General features: G+C 37.8%; 21 protein-coding genes. 16 read left to right on the forward strand and 5 right to left on the reverse strand.

Features of this window, described 5'->3' with window-relative positions:
* The first annotated feature begins 157 nt into the window (after positions 1–157).
* From ABEG20_RS11400 to ABEG20_RS11415, 4 genes are read left to right on the forward strand one after another with little or no spacing between them, the layout of a single operon-like run.
* Positions 158–1126, forward strand: coding sequence for a formylglycine-generating enzyme family protein (locus tag ABEG20_RS11400; protein WP_406823468.1), 969 nt, complete (start codon positions 158–160; stop codon positions 1124–1126).
* Between the two features lie 36 nt (positions 1127–1162).
* Positions 1163–2482, forward strand: a complete 1320-nt coding sequence (locus ABEG20_RS11405; RefSeq protein WP_406823469.1) for a Gfo/Idh/MocA family oxidoreductase — start codon at positions 1163–1165, stop codon at positions 2480–2482.
* 49 nt (positions 2483–2531) lie between these two features.
* Positions 2532–3488 carry an FAD:protein FMN transferase gene (locus ABEG20_RS11410; protein WP_406823470.1) on the forward strand — a complete coding sequence of 319 codons (957 nt, stop codon included), beginning with the start codon at positions 2532–2534 and terminating at the stop codon, positions 3486–3488.
* A 20-nt stretch (positions 3489–3508) separates the two neighbouring features.
* The gene (locus ABEG20_RS11415; RefSeq protein ID WP_406823471.1) at positions 3509–4435 is read left to right on the forward strand and encodes a hydroxypyruvate isomerase family protein; all 927 of its coding nucleotides are present in this window, start codon (positions 3509–3511) and stop codon (positions 4433–4435) included.
* A 577-nt stretch (positions 4436–5012) separates the two neighbouring features.
* On the opposite strand, the gene ABEG20_RS11420 is transcribed toward ABEG20_RS11415, so the two are convergent.
* A complete protein-coding gene (locus tag ABEG20_RS11420) occupies positions 5013–6500 on the reverse strand; it encodes an alpha-amylase (RefSeq protein ID WP_406823472.1) in 1488 nt (495 codons plus the stop codon).
* A gap of 954 nt (positions 6501–7454) precedes the next feature.
* On the opposite strand from ABEG20_RS11420, the gene ABEG20_RS11425 reads away from it, so the two are divergent.
* Positions 7455–7976: an acyl-CoA thioesterase gene (locus tag ABEG20_RS11425; RefSeq protein ID WP_147229298.1), complete on the forward strand. Its 522-nt coding sequence runs from the start codon at positions 7455–7457 to the stop codon at positions 7974–7976.
* A gap of 70 nt (positions 7977–8046) precedes the next feature.
* Complete coding sequence (locus ABEG20_RS11430; protein ID WP_406823473.1) at positions 8047–9237, forward strand: sodium:proton antiporter; 1191 nt, start codon at positions 8047–8049, stop codon at positions 9235–9237.
* Here the strand turns inward: ABEG20_RS11430 and ABEG20_RS11435 are convergent.
* On the reverse strand, positions 9227–9811 hold the full coding sequence (locus ABEG20_RS11435; RefSeq protein ID WP_406823474.1) for a hypothetical protein: 585 nt from the start codon (positions 9809–9811) through the stop codon (positions 9227–9229). The genes ABEG20_RS11430 and ABEG20_RS11435 overlap by 11 nt on opposite strands.
* 320 nt (positions 9812–10131) lie before the next feature.
* Positions 10132–10536, reverse strand: coding sequence for an EVE domain-containing protein (locus ABEG20_RS11440; RefSeq protein WP_406823475.1), 405 nt, complete (start codon positions 10534–10536; stop codon positions 10132–10134).
* A gap of 386 nt (positions 10537–10922) precedes the next feature.
* Between ABEG20_RS11440 and ABEG20_RS11445 the strand changes: the two genes are divergently transcribed.
* The 6 genes from ABEG20_RS11445 to ABEG20_RS11470 all read left to right on the forward strand — a co-directional run bounded on the left by ABEG20_RS11445 (position 10923) and on the right by ABEG20_RS11470 (position 16820).
* On the forward strand, positions 10923–11525 hold the full coding sequence (locus tag ABEG20_RS11445; RefSeq protein WP_406823476.1) for an HAD hydrolase-like protein: 603 nt from the start codon (positions 10923–10925) through the stop codon (positions 11523–11525).
* A complete protein-coding gene (locus tag ABEG20_RS11450; RefSeq protein ID WP_406823477.1) occupies positions 11522–12151 on the forward strand; it encodes a phosphoribosyltransferase in 630 nt (209 codons plus the stop codon). The genes ABEG20_RS11445 and ABEG20_RS11450 overlap by 4 nt, the downstream gene beginning before the upstream one ends.
* 45 nt (positions 12152–12196) lie before the next feature.
* On the forward strand, positions 12197–13198 hold the full coding sequence (locus tag ABEG20_RS11455) for a DNA-processing protein DprA (protein WP_406823478.1): 1002 nt from the start codon (positions 12197–12199) through the stop codon (positions 13196–13198).
* Between the two features lie 342 nt (positions 13199–13540).
* Entirely contained in the window at positions 13541–14686 is a 1146-nt protein-coding gene (gene tcmP / locus ABEG20_RS11460) for a three-Cys-motif partner protein TcmP (RefSeq protein ID WP_406823479.1), read from the forward strand.
* A complete protein-coding gene (locus ABEG20_RS11465) occupies positions 14686–15414 on the forward strand; it encodes a DUF5131 family protein (protein WP_406823480.1) in 729 nt (242 codons plus the stop codon). The genes tcmP and ABEG20_RS11465 overlap by 1 nt, the downstream gene beginning before the upstream one ends.
* Before the next feature lie 233 nt (positions 15415–15647).
* Entirely contained in the window at positions 15648–16820 is a 1173-nt protein-coding gene (locus tag ABEG20_RS11470; protein ID WP_406823481.1) for an RNA-binding domain-containing protein, read from the forward strand.
* 154 nt (positions 16821–16974) lie between these two features.
* Here the strand turns inward: ABEG20_RS11470 and ABEG20_RS11475 are convergent, their stop codons facing one another.
* Positions 16975–17178: a hypothetical protein gene (locus ABEG20_RS11475; RefSeq protein ID WP_406823482.1), complete on the reverse strand. Its 204-nt coding sequence runs from the start codon at positions 17176–17178 to the stop codon at positions 16975–16977.
* On the reverse strand, positions 17168–17398 hold the full coding sequence (locus ABEG20_RS11480; protein ID WP_406823483.1) for a helix-turn-helix domain-containing protein: 231 nt from the start codon (positions 17396–17398) through the stop codon (positions 17168–17170). The genes ABEG20_RS11475 and ABEG20_RS11480 overlap by 11 nt, the downstream gene beginning before the upstream one ends.
* A 146-nt stretch (positions 17399–17544) precedes the next feature.
* On the opposite strand from ABEG20_RS11480, the gene ABEG20_RS11485 reads away from it, so the two are divergent.
* The 4 genes from ABEG20_RS11485 to ABEG20_RS11500 all read left to right on the forward strand — a co-directional run bounded on the left by ABEG20_RS11485 (position 17545) and on the right by ABEG20_RS11500 (position 20152).
* Positions 17545–17853 (forward strand): hypothetical protein, encoded by a 309-nt coding sequence (locus ABEG20_RS11485; protein WP_406823484.1) that lies wholly within the window; start codon positions 17545–17547, stop codon positions 17851–17853.
* Positions 17854–18379: 526 nt separating this feature from the next.
* A complete protein-coding gene (locus tag ABEG20_RS11490) occupies positions 18380–18916 on the forward strand; it encodes a hypothetical protein (RefSeq protein WP_406823485.1) in 537 nt (178 codons plus the stop codon).
* 227 nt (positions 18917–19143) lie between these two features.
* Positions 19144–19611 carry a hypothetical protein gene (locus tag ABEG20_RS11495; RefSeq protein ID WP_406823486.1) on the forward strand — a complete coding sequence of 156 codons (468 nt, stop codon included), beginning with the start codon at positions 19144–19146 and terminating at the stop codon, positions 19609–19611.
* Positions 19601–20152 carry a hypothetical protein gene (locus ABEG20_RS11500; RefSeq protein ID WP_406823487.1) on the forward strand — a complete coding sequence of 184 codons (552 nt, stop codon included), beginning with the start codon at positions 19601–19603 and terminating at the stop codon, positions 20150–20152. Before ABEG20_RS11495 ends, ABEG20_RS11500 begins: the two co-directional genes overlap by 11 nt.
* Positions 20153–20187 lie beyond the last annotated feature (35 nt).

Here is a 20187-nt window from a genome sequence, read left to right on the forward strand (position 1 = left end):
TGGCCTTAGCTTTAATTGTCAAACTGACTTTTAATATCGCATACCTACCTTTATTGTTACATAAATTTTCTTTGTTTTAAATGTGGTTATTTACATTAGTATTTCAGAAAGTTACCAGATAAACACCTAGAGAGTTAAGTGTATCTAACCAAAAATTATGTTTAAAAAGTTAATTGCCGCAGCATTAATAGCCTACTACCCCTGCGCACAAATTTCGGCACAAACGCCGGGTGATTCGTACACGCAATCCATCAATGGAACTAAATTAAAATTCGATATGCAGGCCATACCGGCAGGCAAATTTAAAATGGGAAGCAAAACCGGAAAACCAGATGAGCAACCTGTTCATGAGGTTAAACTTGATGCTTTCTGGATGGGAAAACATGAAGTAACCTGGGATATTTTTGAGCCCTTTCTCTACCGTGATTACGAAAAACAAGCCAGTACAAGTGCTGTTCCGGCTGAAGTAGACGCCGTTACCAGGCCTACAAAACCCTACCTTGATATGACCTTTGGCATGGGTAAAGCGAACCAGCCAGCAGTAGCCATGACACAATATAATGCCATCCAGTTTTGTAAATGGCTTTATGTGCGCACAGGTGTTTTTTATCGTTTACCCACCGAGGCAGAATGGGAATACGCCTGTAAAGCGGGAACCGAAAGCAATTATTCTTTCGGTGATGATGCGGCTAAACTAAGCGATTATGCCTGGTATAAAGATAACAGTGATAATAAAACACACCAGGTAGGGCAAAAAAAACCAAATCCATGGGGATTATTTGACATGTATGGAAACGTGAGCGAGTGGACTTACGACCAGTACCTTCCTGATTTCTATAGTAAGAGCAAAGATAAAATGGTAGAAAATCCGGTGGCCATACCCGATAAACTTTATCCAAATGTGGTGCGCGGTGGCTCTTATGATGAAACACCAAATCATTTAACTTCAACAGCCAGATTGGCTTCTGATCCATCTTGGAAACAATTAGATCCACAGATCCCAAAAAGTAACTGGTGGTTTCCTGAAGCGCCTTTTGTTGGGATGCGACTGGTACGCCCTGCCAAAATGCCTTCAAAAGCAGATATAGATGCCTACTACAACAAACAACCTATAAAAGACTTTTAACCCTACACTATCTAACCAAAATAAAAAACTAAACACATGAAAAAACCAATCAACCAACAAGATCGTCGCGATTTTTTAAAAGCAACAGCCATGCTGGCCGGCGGGGCCATGCTCAGCAGTATTCCATTGGCCGGCGCATATGCATCCGGATCAGACACGATTAAAATTGCCCTGATAGGCTGTGGCGATCGGGGTACCGGAGCAGCTTTCCAGGCGTTAAGCACAAAATTTAACATCAAACTGGTGGCCATGGCCGATGCTTTTCAGGATCGGTTAGATGGCAGTTACCAATCATTAAGTTCGAAATTTGCAGCAAAGATGGATGTTCCGAAAGAACGCCAGTTTGTTGGCTTCGATGCCTATTTAAAAGCCATCCCGTTAGCCGACGTAGTGTTGTTAACCACCCCTCCGGGCTTCCGTCCGATCCATTTTGAAGAGGCGGTTAAACAGAACAAACAGATTTTCATGGAAAAACCTGTTGCGGTAGATGCACCGGGGATCAGAAAAGTATTGGCCGCAGCCGAAGAAGCGAAGAAGAAAAAATTAAATGTGGTAGTAGGTTTACAGCGCCGCTACCAGACCAACTATCGCGAATCAATGAAGCGCATTAACGATGGTGCCATTGGTGATATCATGTCGGGCCAGGTATACTGGAACAGTGGGGGCGTTTGGGTACGTCCGCGCACAGCAAACCAAACTGAAATGGAATACCAAATGAGAAACTGGTATTATTTCAACTGGTTATGCGGTGATCATATTGTAGAGCAGCATGTACACAATATCGATATTGCCAACTGGATCAAAAACGGACATCCGGTTTCGGTACAGGGAACAGGTAGCCGTGCCTGGAGAACAGGAAAAGACTATGGAGAAATTTATGATAACCACTCTATCGAATTAACGTATGCCGATGGTGCGGTAATCAATAGCCAATGTCGCCATTTCGAAGGCATCAGTAACCGCGTAGATGAAACTTTTCAAGGTACCAAAGGCAAAATTTACCTTTCAGGAAGTAACCAGGCCATTATGAAAGATTATAGTGGCAAAGAATTGTATAACCACAATACCAAAGGCAACGCTAATCCCTACCAAACAGAGCACGACGAATTGTTCGATGCGGTTTCGAAGGGAGAATATAAATTCAGTAATGTAGACTATGCGGCAACAAGTACATTTTCATCTATTATTGGCCGTTATGCTACTTACTCTGGCCAAACCATTAAGTGGGATGAGGCTTTGGCTTCCAACATTAGTTTAATGCCAGAGCGTTTGGCATGGGATGCCAATCCGAAATTAATGCCTGACGACAAAGGACTATATCCAATCGCCATGCCCGGACAAACCAAGGTAATCTAAAACTAAATTGATGCGTTGCAGGTTTTTGCTTTTCATTTTACCGTTCATATTGGCTTTCTCTCTGAGAAAAGAGCTGAAGCAGTATAAAATTGAGGGTTTTGCGCAGGGGACCGATTATACCATTATGTATTATGCCTCAGATAGTTTGGCCACCAGACAAGGCATAGACAGTTTATTAAACGAAATTGATTTATCGATGTCGCTTTACAAAAAGGGATCTTTGATAAATCAATTTAATGCTGCCGAAAAAGAGATCAAACCCGATCGTTTCATGAACGATGTGCTGAAAAGAAGTTTCGAGATCAACCAGGATACCAAAGGCATTTTCGATGTTACCGTTGCGCCATTGGTACAAGCCTGGGGTTTTGGACCAAAAGAGACTAAAAAAGAACCTGATCCGGCGGTTATCAAATCGATACTGGCTTGTGTGGGCATGAAAAACCTGAAACTGACGGATGGCCGGTTAAGCAAACGTAAACCCTGTGTACAGATCGACTTAAATGGAATTGCACAAGGTTACAGCGTCGATTTAATTGCTGATTATCTCGAACAAAAAGGAATTAGACAGTATGTGGCTGAGCTGGGCGGCGAAATTCGCATTTCCGGACCTAAACCCAATGGCGAAACCATGAAAATTGGTATTGAAGGTCCGGATAAAGATGGAACCCCGGTAATCAGGCATATCGCGGCGATAAATGCTGGCGCCATTACCACCTCTGGCAACTACCGTAAATTCCATCAAAGCGGCAGGAAAAAAATTTCTCACCTGATCGATCCGAAAACAGGTTATCCTTTGGATAATGAGATGATCAGCGTTACCGTTTACGCAAATGATGCCATTACAGCTGATGGATATGATAATGCCTTAATGGCCATGCACCTTAAAGATGCCATGGCCTTTGTAGAAAGCAGAAAAAACCTCGAAGCTTATTTTGTATACCACCAAAAAGATGGCACAGTCGCTGATACGCTAACTGCAGGATTCAAAAAATTAATTACACATTAATATCTGTTAAAACTAAACCGATGAAAAGAAGTGAGTTTATAAGAAATAGCCTGTTAACTGCGGGTGCAATAACAACGGGAGCAGGCTTGACCAATACTTTTGCTGCCGACAAAACAAATGACCTATTAAGCGATAAAACTTTTAATCTCGATTACGCGCCGCACCAGGGCATGTTCCAAAATCATGCAGGCAAGAGTTTTTTAGATCAGATCCAGTTTATGTACGATAAGGGTTTTCGTTCTATTGAAGATAACGGTTACCTGGGCCGTTCTGTTGAAGAACAGGAGAAAATCGGAAATTTACTGGCCAAACTTGGCATGCGCATGGGCGTTTTCGTGGTAGATGGTGGCGATAACTGGAAAACTTCTTTAACCACAGGTAAAAAGGAGTTTAAGGATAAATTTGTAGACACCTGCAAAAAATCGGTTGAAGCTGCCAAACGCTGTAATGCCAAATGGCTTACCGTTGTGCCTGGATTTTATGAGCGCAACTTACCTTATGGCAATCAGTTTGCCAATGTAATTGATGCCATGCGTGCCGGGGCCGAAATTTTTGAACCGCATGGTTTAATTATGGTGTTAGAAACCTTGAGCGATACGCCAGAGCTTTTCCTGCAAAAAACAAACGAAACCTATGCCGTTTGTAAAGCGGTTAAAAGCCCTTCATGTAAAATTCTGTATGATATTTACCACATGCAACGTACAGAAGGCGACTTAATTAAAACCATCGATCGTTGCTGGGACGAAATTGCCTACATCCAGATCGGCGATAATCCGGGCCGGAAAGAACCTACAACCGGAGAAATTAATTATAAAAACCTATTCAAACACCTGCATAGCAAAGGCTACAAAGGTGTGATGGGTATGGAGCATGGCAATTCAAAAGGAGGAAAAGAAGGTGAGCTTGCTGTTATTTCGGCTTATCGGGCTGAGGATAATTTTTTGTAATAGAAAATCCCGCGCTAAAGATCGTCATTGCGAGGAGGAACGACGAAGCAATCTTTCATGCTACCAATCCTTAATAAAAGATTGCTTCGTCGGCTGAAAAAGCCTCCTCGCAATGACGATTTATCTAGGACACTATCCCATTAATAATTTGTGCTAAACCAACCACTTTAATCTTAAATGGCCTTCTAAAATTGCTTTCCTGTAACCTGTCATTCTGAACGCAGTGAAGAATCCTTCCAATAAGGAACGTAATTTTGCCATTCTTATAAGCCTGTTACGCTAATTCTGTTTAAGAAAGATCCTTCGCTGCGCTCGGGATGACAAATAAGTATATTCATCCAATGATTAATGACACGCAAAAAACATTTAATCAAAAACGATCTGTAAAATTACTTCACTAAAATCTGTCATTCTGAACGAAGTGAAGAATCCTTAAAAGAAAGGCTTCAATTATGCCACACTAAAATCCTGTTAAGATAAAGTTTGCTTAAGAAAGATCCTTCGCTGCGCTCAGGATGACAAATCACCCATAATGCCCTGGTCTGTGTCTCCACAGACCACAATATTATATATTTTCCTACCCAACTTTCAACACCCACACCGAAACACTACCGGCATTGCAATGAAACTCTGCCCAACCATTTTCATCAATAATCACTTCCTGTTCCCTGTATCCTAAAGCATCAACAAAGGTTTTTCCGGCAAAGTGTTTACCGATTTCCATTTCTTTAAATCCTTCTTCTCCCGTACTCAACAATACGGCTAATCCACTGTTTTCATGTTCTTCATCACCGGCACGGGTCCACCCTACACAAATGCCATGATCAAAATAATCACGTTGCTCACCGTAGGCTAGGGTTGTACGGATTTTACTCATGGTTTCTACCGCAGGGATGGCAGCCAGCTCAACATGCACCTCCTCACCTTCTTTATCTTTATCATCATAAATCCCCCCATAAAGATCAGGAAAAAACAAACAAGGAATGCCCTGCATGCGCAACAGGATCATGGCATAGGCTAAAGGTCTGAACCAAAAATCGACATAAGATTCCAGCGCCTGTAAAGGTTGCGAATCATGATTATCAACAAAGGTTACCGCTAACTCAGGCTTCACCTGCACCAGGGTTCCATCAAAGATCGTCCGCATATCAAATTCCTCGTTTTTACTGGCCAGGAAAAAATTATGGTGTAAAAGCGAATCGAATATCTGGGTCCGTCCACCGGTAATTTCAATATAGTTCAGTTGTCCTGCTATATCTTCCACATTCCAATCTTCGGCCACAATAAAAAACTCGCGATTAAATTTTTGATTCAGGTGATCAATCCACTCTACAATAAAATCAGGATTGATGTGTTTAACGGCATCTAATCTAAAGCCGTCCACCTTGGTCGTCTCCACTACCCATTCGCCCCAATATTTTAATTCCTCAACTACGGCCCTATTGCGAAAATCGATATCGTTATACATCAGGTAGTCGTAATTGCCAAATTCGGTAGATGGAACCTCTTCAAAACCTTCACCCAAGTGGTTTTGGATTGAATAAATAGCAGTCTCTTTGATATCTTCTGCCCAGTCTACTCCACTAAAACATTCATGATTCCATATAAATTCGGAATATTTGCCCTGACGGCCAGGGAAAGTAAATTTTGTCCAGGCTTCTATTTCGAAAACATCGCTGGTAAATTCATTTCTATTATCCGGATTTACAGTTCTAACCGCTACTTTTTCCAGTTCATCGCCACCTGCTTTGTGGTTAAATACAACATCGGCCAGGGCGCCAATCCCATTTTCGTGTAAGGCTTCAATAGCTTTGATATATTCATCTTTCGAACCATATTTAGTATTTACACTTCCTTTCTGATCGAACTCGCCCAAATCAAAAAGATCGTAAACGGCGTAACCGACATCATAGGTAGCATTGTTCGATTTATAAGCCGGTGGCAACCATAAAGCGGTTATACCCATTTCTTTTAAGTGACTCGCTTCGGAAGCTACTTTAGTCCACAAATTTTGTTCTTCGTTATAATACCAATGGAAAAATTGGATCAGGGTCTGGTTTTGCATTAATTCGATTTTTTTTTAGGGATAACATGATAAAAGATGAATTTGTTTTTAAATAACATGACCTAAAAACTATTCCCGCGGATTTCGTAATCACTGCAGAAAACAAGACAATCTATCTGCGAAAATCTGTTTAATCTATGAAGCAGTTCATGCAGTCGTCATGCTGAATTTATTTTACCAGTAGAAATTGTGTTTTCAATTGTCTTGTAGCTACTATGTGGTCAGCATCTTTTTTGCTATTAAAAATACCTTGAATACAAAATATTTCTCCCGCTCTATGCCGCGGTGGCATGGTAGTTTTTCGCAGTTTGTGTTGTTTTTAGCTGTGCTCAAGAATGCTGCGCATTTTGTCGCGCCAAAGTACCCAAAGCGCTTTGTCAATCCAGCAAGTCCCGATTTCATCGGGATTGGGATTGACGGCGTTCTTCGCTTCAGGCTGTGGTTTTTCAAGGGAAGCTTGGCATAATGCCCAAAATCAATGTACAAAATATAAATCGCAAAAGTCGAATAATTGTATATATTAGCCTTTGAGCAGTCGTCACCCTGACCTGTAGCGAAGCGGAAAGCTACGAAGTAAACCGAGCCTTAAGCGAGCTCACCGAAGGTAATTTATTTCAGGGTCTCTCCTGCTATTCGTCATTGCGAACTGAAGCTTGGGCTACGCGTTGGAGTGAAGCAATCTTTTTTGACCATACATTCCACAATATGATACTTCGATTCATAATAATACCGCTGATTTCGCAGATTACCGCAGAAAAATATCATTTCAACCCACTATAATCAGGGGGAATTCCTTTTAAAATATGTGCAAAATTAATTAGCCGCTGAAACACAGAAATTATGGAGGAGAAGTAAAGTTTTCCTGTGTTATTCGCGTTTCCGTGGTAAACATAATGCCTGGGCATGCGCAGAAAGAAGAAGTTTTAAATACATTTTACTTACTTTTGCACTCAAATGAGTTTAAAAAAGAAATTTGCCAGAGAAAGTTTTACCATCATGAACGAATTGGTATTACCCAATGATACCAATACCTTAAATAACCTGATGGGCGGGCGTTTGCTCCACTGGATGGATATTGCAGCGGCAATTTCGGCTCAAAAACACTGCAATCGTATCGTGGTCACCGCCTCGGTTGATAATGTTTCTTTTAAACAGCCCATTAAATTAGGCGATGTCATTACCATCGAAGCCAAAGTGACCCGGGCTTTTAATACCTCGGTTGAAGTGCGTTTAGATGTATGGGCGGAGAATATTCCAAGTGGTGCACGCCAAAAAAGCAATGAAGCTTATTACACCTTTGTAGCACTTGATCAAAGTGCACGTACCATACCTGTGCCCGAACTGATTCCGGAAACGCCAGAAGAAATTGATTTATTTGATGGTGCCCTGCGGCGCAGGCAGTTACGTTTGGTTTTAGGCGGAAAAATGAGTCCTGATGAGGCCAGCGAACTCAAGGCACTTTTCTTTAAAGCGTAATTTTTTTCAACAAATTCCTTTCTGCTTGGTTTGATTGTTTTACTTTAGTGTTTACCTTACGCTGAAAAATATGACAACCTATACCATACTTATTATTTTAAGCGGATTAGTTATTTTCTCTTATCTGTTTGATTTAGTGGCCAGTAAAACCAAAGTACCATCGGTTTTATTGCTGTTGTTACTGGGCATTGGCCTCCGTTTCCTGGTCGATTACCTTCACATCCAAACCTTTAATTTCCTCTCTATTTTACCCACACTCGGTACCGTAGGGTTAATCCTCATTGTTTTTGAGGGTTCACTGGAGCTGAAATACGATCGCGAAAAAAATAAAATCATCAAAAGCGCTTTCTTCTCTGCACTAACCATTTTACTCGCAACAGCAGCCATCATTACGCTGATTATTTACCAGATTACCCATAAAGATCTATATACCTGTATTGCCAATGCCATTCCCTTCAGCGTCATCAGTTCGGCCATTGCCATACCCTCTGCTGCTGCGTTGGGCAAGCAAGACCGGGAATTTGTCATTTATGAATCTTCCTTTTCCGATATCCTCGGTATTATCATTTTCAACTTTGCCATCACCAACCACTCCATTACCACATCGGCCTTTATAGGCTTAGGCTTGAGCACTTTTTTAATCATTTTATTATCGGCAATTGCCTGCGTGGTACTGCTTTATGTAATGGGGAAACTGGTGCACCACATTAAATTTTTCCTCATTATTTCCATATTGATCCTGGTTTATGCCATTGGGCAGTCGTACCATTTATCGTCACTGGTGTTGATTTTGAGCACCGGATTATTTCTGAACAATGCCGATACCATCCGGAATGCCTGGTTCAGGAGTGTATTTCTGTATAAAAACCTCGCTGCAGATTTATCGCAGCTATACCAGCTCTCTGCCGAAAGTGCCTTTATTTTAAGAACGTTTTTCTTTGTGATATTTGGCTTTACCATGAATATTAGCGAGTTGAACGATAAGCCTGTACTGGCCAATGGTTTTTTCATTCTGGTCACCATTTTCGCCGTTCGGTTTTTCTTTTTAAAGGTATTTAAAAATGGCGCCCTCAGCCCGATCGGTTATATCGCGCCACGCGGGTTGATCAGTATTTTACTTTATTTCAATTTGCCTAAATCGCTCAAAATTGTTGAGGTTGGCCCTTCTTTCCTATTTTTAGTGGTGTTGGGCACCAGCCTGGTGATGACTTTAGGCATTACCCTAAGTAAAAATAAACCCGAAGAAACGCCTACGGTTTAAACGAAGCCGAAATGGCTTTTATTTTCTGTAGTTCGGTTATTGGGTTGGTATTTTGCTGATAATAAACCGAGAAATAATCGAGATCAGTTTGGTGTTCTGCATACTTCGCGGCATCGCCGTTAATTTTAAAGTTTGCAATACTCGGGTTAATGGCTTGTATGGGTGCAGCGATGATGTTACCGGTAATATTTACCATGGTTGTAACTACATGTCCGCCTACCTCTTCACCTAGTGTCGGGTCTTTTTCGCCCCACTTCCGAACAATAGCGCCATCTGCACGTTTCTCAAAGTTATCTGCATTCCAGGGGTCATACTTCAAAAACTGAATGATACTGGCTTCTTTTTTCGGGGTTCTGATTTTAATGGTTTTGATCTGATCCACGGGTAAAGTAACCGGACTCCCCTCCACAATCATCACTACGCTAGCCGAATCTGCTTTATACAGCAGCCCTTTTATCACATCAGTTTTTGTTTTTACAATGGCTAGGTAGGGCTTAATGCCCTGCGACCTGCTTTCGTTTACAAATAAACAAGCGGCCAGCATCATAAATGTTGTAATGATTTTAAATTTCATTTGGAGGATGTTAATGGTAGATAAAACTATTCATAAAAACTGAAAATTGCGAACTCTAGCGCGTAGCGTTATGCGCTTAGCGGAAAAACTCCTAACTTTAGTGCCTGGCACCAGACTCCCAGCTCCAAACTCCCAACTCCAAACTTAACCGCGTAGCATTATGCGCTCAGCAGGAAAACTCCCAACTCCAAAGTCCCAACACCAAACTAATCAGCGCTCAGCGTGAAAACTCCAAACTCTAAACTCCCAACTCCAAACTTAACTGCATAGCATTAGGCGCTTAGCATGAAAACTCCCAGCTCCAAACTCCCAACTCCAAACTAACTTCCCATTTCCAGAATCTTATCAAACTCAGTGGCCTTAAGCGGCATTACCGATAAACGTCCTTGTCTAACCAAAGAAATATCAACCAAACTCGGCTCAGCTTTGATCTGCTCCAGCGAAACCGGATTTTTTAACGTTTCTACAGGAGCTAAATCGACCACCACCCAGTTGGCATCATCAGTGGTAGGGTCCTGGTAAAACTCTTTTACTACTTTGGCAATACCCACTACATTTTTCCCTTCGTTACTGTGGTAAAAAAGCACCAAATCGCCCTCTTTCATGGCTTTGAGGTTATTCCGCGCCTGGTAATTACGCACACCATCCCAAAAGGTACGGCCATCTTCATTAAATTTTTCCCAACTGTATTTAAAAGGCTCTGATTTTACTAACCAATGGTTCATGCTGCTTTGTATTTATTTCGATTATTTTACCCTCAAAACTAAGAAAAGGGAATGGATTAGGAAATAGGTTGGGAAGATAAGCGATAACGTAAATAAGATGATATACTTACTTATGTGTAATTAGGGTTTCCCGTATTTTATTTTGAGATTATTAATATAAATTCGTAAAGATATCCGATAAAGCAAAAAATAGCATTAAGAAAATAGACATAAAGTTCTAATTATTTACAAGAATCCTCTCAACATCTAAAAATTGACACTCTAATTTAATTACCGTGAATAATCCCAAACCAACAAGCTTAATTTTAATTACGCATTCCAAAATAGATTTTTACCCTTTAATTATTTCTAATAAATCTAACTAGTTCACTTTTTGGTTCATAGGAATGGAACTATTAAATAAGGTATCATATATCATAGATGCTAAAATTACAACTGATACGGTAATTTTCTTTGATATGGATGGAACATTAATTCATACTGATTATGCCAATTTTTTGTCATTCGAAAAAGCAATTCAATTCGTAAAGGGTAAGACATTCAATTTGGTTTTTGATCCTGAAATACGTCTAAACCGTAGTAGTCTTAAGGCTTTCATACCTGATTTAACTTGTGGAGAATATAAAAAAATTGTTGAGAAAAAACAAACGTTCTACAAAGACTTTATTGACAAAACGGAACTTAATCCGGTTCTTTCTAGTGTAGTAAATGATTATTCAAAAACAAACCAACTGATATTAGTTACTAATTGCAGAAAAAAAAGAGCCTTTGAAACTCTAAATTACTTTGGACTTGTTGACAAATTCAGTCATGTTTTTTATCGGCAATTTAATGACCAAGGTGAGAGAATAAACAAATATCAAAACGCAATTTCGAAGCTGGGAATATTATCAGAAATGGCTGTTGCTTTTGAGAATGAAGAAGTAGAAATTACTGATGCGAAACTAGCAGGCATTAAAATTATCAACCCTCAAATCATAAAAAAATGAACCATTTTAAAATTTATCCAAACGACTATTTAAGTGAAGAAACCTTAGGTTTTTATCATTCAGATTATCATAGTGGAGATGATGAACGAAGAAATACTGTAGGAACAGTGGAAAATATTATTTGCACTTTAAAAAATCAATTTAAAGAAAAAACCTTCGGGGTTTTAAATCAAGCGGAAAATTCCTTAATTCAAATTCTTACAATTGATCTTCCAGAAATACTTAAATTGTCAAGAAAAGAAAATCTTACCATTTGTGTTATACCAAGAGCAAAGGCGAATAATAGCTATACTTCTTCTCAACTCCATTTTAAAAAAGCTATAAGACGTTCAATACACACATTAGATGGTTTTAATGATGGAACTGATTACATAGTTAGGCACACCAATACAAGAACAACACATATGGATAGATCTGGGTATGGGGGTGATGGAGCATTACCATATGAGGGTATTACTAAAGAAACCTGTACAATATCGGATGAAGTAATTGGGAAAGATATTTTATTAATAGACGATTTATACACAAAAACAATAGATATAGATGAAGATGCGATACAGGCGCTGTTAGATAAGGGTGCAAATTCAGTTATTTTTTATGCTTTGGGCAAAACAATGCATGATTAGTAACTATTATCTTAAACAGTTTAATTTTGTAAAATATAATAGGAAATGAAGTATACACAAAACTCAATAAATATTCTCACCATTAAATCATTTAAAGGTATTGGGAATGCTTGGATTATAAAAAATCTAAAAGGAAACGAAAGTATAAACACCATCATTTCTTTACTTAATAAATCTATTAAAGGTGAACCAACTACTGTCGAGAAATTTGAACGTTTGAAGAATGATTTTGAAGAAAAACTTGTAAAAAGATTTGAAAATTGTTGTGATGGTTTTGTAGCCTTAGGTGACGAAAATTTCCCTAAATATCGTGGCAATGTAAAAGAAAGTGAGCAACCAGTCTTCCTGTATTATAAAGGAAATATAAACCTATTAGACAACAACAATAAAAATATTTCCGTTATTGGCCTGCTTAATCCGCAAGGCAATATTGAAGAAAGAGAACGAAAAATTGTCGAGGAATTTACAAGAAATGGTGCAACAATAGTCAGCGGGCTTGCATTGGGTTGTGATAGTATTTCACACGACCAAGCATTAGAGTCCAATGGAAATACAATCGCAATTTTGCCAAGTCCACTGAATAACATACTACCAGCAAGAAATAAAAGCTTGGCTCATAAAATTATAGATGAAGGAGGGCTACTGGTTACAGAATACGGCAATGATTTTAAAAGTGCTATGGAACTTAGCAACCGTTATAAGGAACGTGACCGCTTGCAAGCATTATTTTGTGATACAATAGTTCTAGCTGCTAGTTATGCTAAAGATTCTTCCGAAAGATGGAATATAATAGGGAAAAAACTTGATAGTGGAGCACGTTTAGCAATGGGTTATGCAAAGGATTATAGCATTCCAAGAGCAGTGATGTATGACGAAGAGATTGACAAGGATAATCCAATGTTTGATTTAAATAGAGATATTATCGAAGAACAAAAGACTATTATAACAATTTCACAAGAAAACTATAAAGAAGTCATACCAAATATAATTCAGAATATTTGTTCTGTAAAATATCTTGTTAAAACAGAAAAAACTCTGTTTGACTAAAATAGATAGCTGTATAGCAATGGGAAAAACATAGGCTAATGTTAACAAATGCTATTCTCTCGATCATACTAATAATAAGCCTGACACGATTATGAAGATTTACTTAACAAGAATTTAAAGTTCAATAACTGAGCCGAGCATTGTTTTTATCTCATAAAATATATCATTGTATTGTTCTTGGAACTTTACCATGTCGATATTCCAGGTATATGTGCGTTTAATTTATATTAGTATTTATGGGTTTCCGTAATTAAACAGGTATAATTATATTTATATTAGTGAGTTGTTGCAATTTATTATCATTAATTAAATTTACAAATTCTAAAATCTCAATCTCTTATAATGTCAGAAAAAACATTCTTTGAACGACAAACAGCCTCTTCCAAAATAAAAGCTAATATTGTTTCGAAGTATTTCCCAAGTTATTGCAAGATAATTGCGAAAAAACGCACGCCTATTTCGATACGATTCACTGATTTATTTGCAGGTCCTGGTGTTTATAGTGATGGCAATCTGTCTACTCCAATATTGCTCGCAAAACAGTGTAAAGAGGATGAGTTTTTAAGGAACCATGTCCGTTTTCTATTTAATGATAAACAATATATTGAATTGTTGAAAGAGACTTTCCTAACAGAGTTCCCATTAGGAACATTTGAAAAAAAACCACATTTTGCAGATAAGATAGTGGGTCAAGATGATGATATCAGACAATATTTACTTAAAAATACTCATGTAGGAAAAAATAATGAGCATCCAACATTATTATTTATTGATCCTTTTGGCTATAAGGGCATTGAAACCAAAGTTTTAGCGCAATTTATGCGAAATTGGGGAAACGAAATTTTTCTATTCGTAAATATTAAAAGAATACACCCTGCATTAGAAAATGAAAAATTTGATGATTTAATGCAAGATCTATTTCCTACGACTTTGTCTAAAGTGAGAAACGATAGACGATACAAAAAGAACACTGCAGAAAGAATAAACCTTATAATAGATTGCCTAGGATCAGAATATGAAAATATCCTAGGCGGCAAAATCTATTATACCGCTTTTAAGTTCAAAGAAGAAGATAATGAGGCAACAAGTCATTATATTCTTCACATAACTAAACACCCACGTGGCTTTGACCTAGTTAAACAAATCTATAATGATTTTGCCAATGTCGGGACAATATTCGATGGAATCAATACATATACTTTTGATGCGAAAGAATTAAATAGTGAGAAGATCGAGATGTTTGATACTAAGAGCATGAATGTTGATAAATTAAAAGAAGACATTTATATAGCTTATAAGGGGAAAACTACCAACGCCATGGATTTGTTTGATACATATCAAAAGTCAAATTTATATAGTAGAAGTCATTATTCCGAAGCACTAAGGAGACTAGTATCCGAAGGAAGACTTATTTCTAGATTTACTGATAATAAGGATCATCAAGTAACCGTGTTAATTTCTAAAGACTGCATTCTAACTTTTAAATAATGGCAACCTCATCAATTGAATGGACAGAAATGACTTGGAATCCAACTGTCGGATGCACCAAAATCTCCGCAGGATGTAAGTTTTGTTATGCTGAAGTCATGTCAAAAAGATTAAAAGGCATGGGGCAGGAAAAATATAAAGACAGCTTTACCGTCGTGAAACCCCATCCTGAGTCATTAAATATACCATATACTTGGAAAAACTCAAAGATTGTTTTTGTAAACTCTATGAGCGATCTTTTTCATGAGGATATACCTAGCGAATATATTATTGCAGTATTTAAGGTAATGAACGACAATCCTCAGCATGTTTTTCAGGTCCTAACAAAGAGAGCAAAACGGCTCTTTGAAATACATAAATCTCTTAAGTGGAGCCATAATATTTGGATGGGTGTTTCTGTTGAGGATGATCGAGTAGTTGACAGAATAGACTTTTTAAGAAGAACATCGGCAAAAGTAAAATTTCTTTCCTTAGAACCTCTAATTGGCCCACTTAAGAAGCTAAAGTTAAACAAAATAGATTGGGTTATTGTTGGAGGCGAGAGCGGTCACAGGCCGAGACCTATGAATGTGGACTGGGTTCTTGATATTCAAGAGCAGTGCAAAAATTCCGATGTTGCTTTTTTCTTCAAACAGTGGGGAGGAAAAAATAAAAAAGCTGCAGGAAGAGTTTTAAACGGCAGAACATATGATGATATGCCAGACATTGAAGTTCAAAAAAACATTTAAAATAAAAATCATTGTTTCGAAATATTCTGCGTGCCAGTTATGCAGACTGAGAATTCTCCGAACTAGTTTTTTCCATATCTTAAAGACAATTTAGTTTGTTTTATTAAACACGACTTAGTACTAAGTAAGTATCGGTAAGCTGACTGTATCTCATTATTAGAATAAAGAAGAAAATATGAATAGTCACCTTTTTTTGGCTGGTATCCGTTAGTCCGTATTAACTCTCCAATTATATGAATATAAAGCAACTCACAGAGCAAGTAAAAATAGACATTGACAACTTAAAAAATCATGGAATATTTCCCAAAGAAAACAATCTCTATGATTTTAAGATGGAATTAAATTTTTACGGGTTAACAGATTCGATTGAAATTTTCATGAGAAATTTTGCCAAAGATATTTTGTCTTTCGGTAATGGGAATGGTGGCATCATTTTAATTGGTATCAAAGAAAATAAAGCTTTAGGGATCTTAGAAGACGTGGGACTTAATGAGGTGAATTTAACTATCCTCGATAAGGTTGACCTAAATGAAATAACACAAAAATTTCAAAAAGTTTGCAAAGCTAATATTGATATCGATCTTCAATGTTTTCAATCAGGAACACGTAAATTTTATTACCTTCTTATAGGTAAGCAGAATCAAGTTATTATACCAATAAACGATTTTTCTGATTATAAACTAAAAAAAGGTGATATTGTATATCGAGTTTCTGGAAACAACAAAGTTGCTAATGAAACTACACAAGATTTTAACCATTTCATTCAAATCAAATCTGGAGAAAAAAACAAAGAATTTATGGAGATTTGGTCCAAACTTCTTCCTGAAATCTTCGAAATAAATCCCAGAGAAATTTTACTTATAAACCCTGTCTTAAATAAAGTTTATGGATATAATAGTAAAGATGCTATTTTATCAAGTAGTGAAATCGATATTGATCAGAATGAAAATGGGGTGTTTAATATTATTCTAAGAGCGATATCTGCAGGTGAGATTGGGAAAATATCAGATACAGAAGGAAAACCTCTTTATAAGATTGTTGGTGAAATTAAATCATTAAGTCCTAGAGACTTTATCTCTATCTCAACACTTGAAGCGGAAGTTAAAAAGATTGGAGATTATAAGTTTACTAATGTCCAATTAAAAATTATTCTAAAGCATTTAGATTGGGTCAATGATCCAAAATTCAAGGTAGAAAACCCGATTAAAAATACTGTAAATGAAAGCTTCAATCAGTATATATGGATAGAATCTTTTGATACTCTTAAAGATGTTCATAAAATAGTATTTTCTAAAGAGGCAATAAAACAGGTTTTTGCAGTTGTCCAAGATAAAAATTTACACAAAACACTTTTTGGAAAAGATTTGGAATTGAAGAAACATACTAATATCAACCCAGAAAATTAATAATACATGAGATTAGATTTTTGTAAGTTACTTTATCAACATTGGGATTATCTTGAGAACTCATAGTTCCAAAACAGCCGAAAAATAGCTAAAGATTATTAGTTCAGACGGCAATTGTAAATAGTATATGAGATAAACCAGTTTGCGAATCGGTTCAAAAACTACGCACCCGCTTTTCAGCTTTCCTTTCTTCCACGCCATGCCTGAACATCACTTCTTTCCACTCACAGAAAATATTATTCCCCCACTTGGGCGTATAAAGATCATAATGGGCAAACCAAAAAAGCAGGTCCCTGATCACAACCGGATAGACGACATTGGTATCCAGTACGGCCTTAAACCTTACACTATGAATCATACAAGCCGAGTTCCTCGTCAGCGCCCATAATGTCGATAATATTGTTTTTCTGCTGCACCTTCATTTTTTCCCTGTAAGCCACAACATCTTCGAATTTAATCCTGCGGTGCTTACCCACCTTGATAAACTCAATAGCCCCCTCTTCCAGTAATTTCACTAGATATGGCCTTGAACACCCCAATATCTCGGCTGCCTTCTGGGTAGTTACCTCTGTGGCCACCGGAACGATAGAAACAGGCTTACCTTCCTAAACTGCTTTAATCGATATTAAGACATGCTAGAATATGTTCTCAATGTTTTCACAGTTCAAATACTATTGAGTATTCCTAAAATTATTATTTTACTGCATCTTAAATTAGTACAAATATGAGTTTGGAATATTTTAAAAGACAGGTTGCTCATCCTATCATTTCGATAAATCATTCAATGACGTTTACATTTGTCTCCAAAACAGATATAACAGGTTCAGTCAATGCCTATGACTCTGATTTAGATGTAACAATCACGAGTGATTATGAGCTTTACTATGATGAGGCACAAAATCTTATGATATATATCAAGAATTATAATGTTAAACACGGCAATTGGGTTGGCCGAGGCCTTTCATGTAATGTAATTTTTCTTGTTGATAACTTAAAGAAATTTGAGTCTGCTTATGACCTAGTGGGAGAATGAAGAGATTGCAAAGTCTGAACTACCGACCGCAGCCTCTGAACTGCCGACCGCAACGTCTGAACTACCGACCGTAACCTCTGAACTGCCGACTGCAACTTCTAAACTGCCGACCGCAACCTCTGAACTATCAACCGCAACCTCTGAACTATCGACCGCAACATCTGAAATATCGACCGCAACGTCTGAACTATCGACCGCAACGTCTGAACTAACGACCATAACCTCTGAACTAACGACCGTAACCTCTGAACTATCGACTGCAACGTCTGAACTAACGATTGCAAGATGAAACAGCCCTCATTTATGCCCTATTTGAGCAAAAAGATTTCGTGAATTATTTAATTGTGCTTATCTTAGTGGTGCAGAACAGTAATTAACAATATCTTTTAACTTAATCGGAGAAACATAAAATAAATTAAAAATTTCACAATATTCCTGAGTGAGCGGCTTAGACCCGCATCTTTCAATATCTCTGAAAAGAGTTAATTGTTGTTCTGCAGCACTCAGGAACTTTTTATCAAATGTTATGCAGAACAACAATTGTAAAAACCCAGACACACAGCTCCCAAATGAGGTAGCAGCTGTAAGTACCTTCCGGAAACTGATGGAAGCCTATTTCGATATGATCAGTTTATCGGATGTGAATCAACTCCTTACTGAAATGCTCAGCGCCTGTACCGGTCCCGATCCACGTTCGGGCAAACACAAAGCCAATACCATTGCCAACACCCTTTACGATGTAAACAACATCATCAAACTATTGAGCAAAGCAAAACCTTTGGCCAATGAAGATACCTTTAAGCAATATGCCCAAAACCAGGTGCATCAACTGCAGGCCGTTGGCCATTTTGATATCGAAAACCTAACTGAACTGTTATATTATGGTTTAAATGAATACATCTTCCAGGAAGAAGGTTACGAAGGTGCAGGCCTAAATTTCTCTGCCGAAATTACCGCTGCCTATAAAATGATTTTTGATTGGCTTGCCGCTTGCGATGCCTGGCTTAATGCTGTTGAGGTTGATGAAACTAATGAAACAATCTGTTTAGCAGCCACAGCATAAACGTTCAAATTTTAAATAGCCATTCACCTTATACAGCTATGAGGGGCCACTCCCCTCCTTTTTAAGGAGGGGAGCCCAAACGGCGGGGTGGTTAAGGTTTTTAACCACAGATGCACACAGATAAACACGGATTTTTATATCTGTGTGCATGTTTTTTATGTGCTTCAATTATTTACCCTTTAAAAAGTTTACATTTTAAGTAAACTTTTCGTATATTTGAGATAACGATGTACGTATTAAATGAAAGCACGGGTAAAAAACATACTGTAATCATCAGCAAAATTGATGCAGCCGAGATTGCGCAGATCAATAAAACAAAACGGTTTGCTTTCAACTGGAACAAAGAGAAGAACTTTAGTGTTTACAAACTTACGTTAGAAGACTCCACGGAACCAATAGGCATGTTATCAATTGCAGAAAGACCGGACGATTACGCATTAGAAATCAGACTTCTCGCCTCGTCGTATGAAAATGTAGGTCCTGATAAAATTTATAGCAGGATTGCAGGTTGCCTGATTTCCTATGCCTGTCGGGAATCTTTTAAACTCGGTTATAACGGCTTTGTATGCCTTAAACCTAAAACTAAACTGGAAGCCCATTACATCAAAAGATATGGACTACAGTCAACTAAGCTATTTCTGGTAACAGAAGGAATAAATTCGATAAAATTGATAAAGGAATATTATGAAAACTAACAAGAACAGAAAAGAAATCCAGGAGGTAGCGTTTTCAAAATTTACCAATCAGGAACTTGCAGATGCTTATGTGTTCCCTTCCGATGAGGTACAAACTGCTCAGGAAAAAGATGCAGAACAGGACTTTTGGACAAATAGGAGAAAAAAGTTCGAGAACAGAAGTGAGAACGAAAAAATGTACAATAGACTACTACAGCTTAAGTTTCAGCTTGAAGACTATATCAGCAGCAACCAATATCATAAATCATTTAACTTCGGTTATTTTCTAAATGAATATGTGAATAGACAAGATAAAAAAGACAAACAGTTCGCTATAGAGGTAGATGTTACCCCTGCTGTACTCAGCCAGTATATCAACAATCACCGAAAGCCCAAAGATGAATTTGTGATCAGACTTGAATTACACTCAGGAGGCATGATTCCTGCAATCAGCTGGTTTAAAGTTATACAAAAAGACAAAGAGCACGATATCATCACCAATCAACAATTAAGGCTGGAAGAGAGTAAACATGTAAAAAATAGACTCGAATTCGCCTATTGACCTGAAAACAAAGAAATCAAAAATCTGGTTTGAAA

Source organism: Pedobacter sp. KACC 23697 (assembly GCF_045348445.1).
GTDB lineage: Bacteria > Bacteroidota > Bacteroidia > Sphingobacteriales > Sphingobacteriaceae > Pedobacter.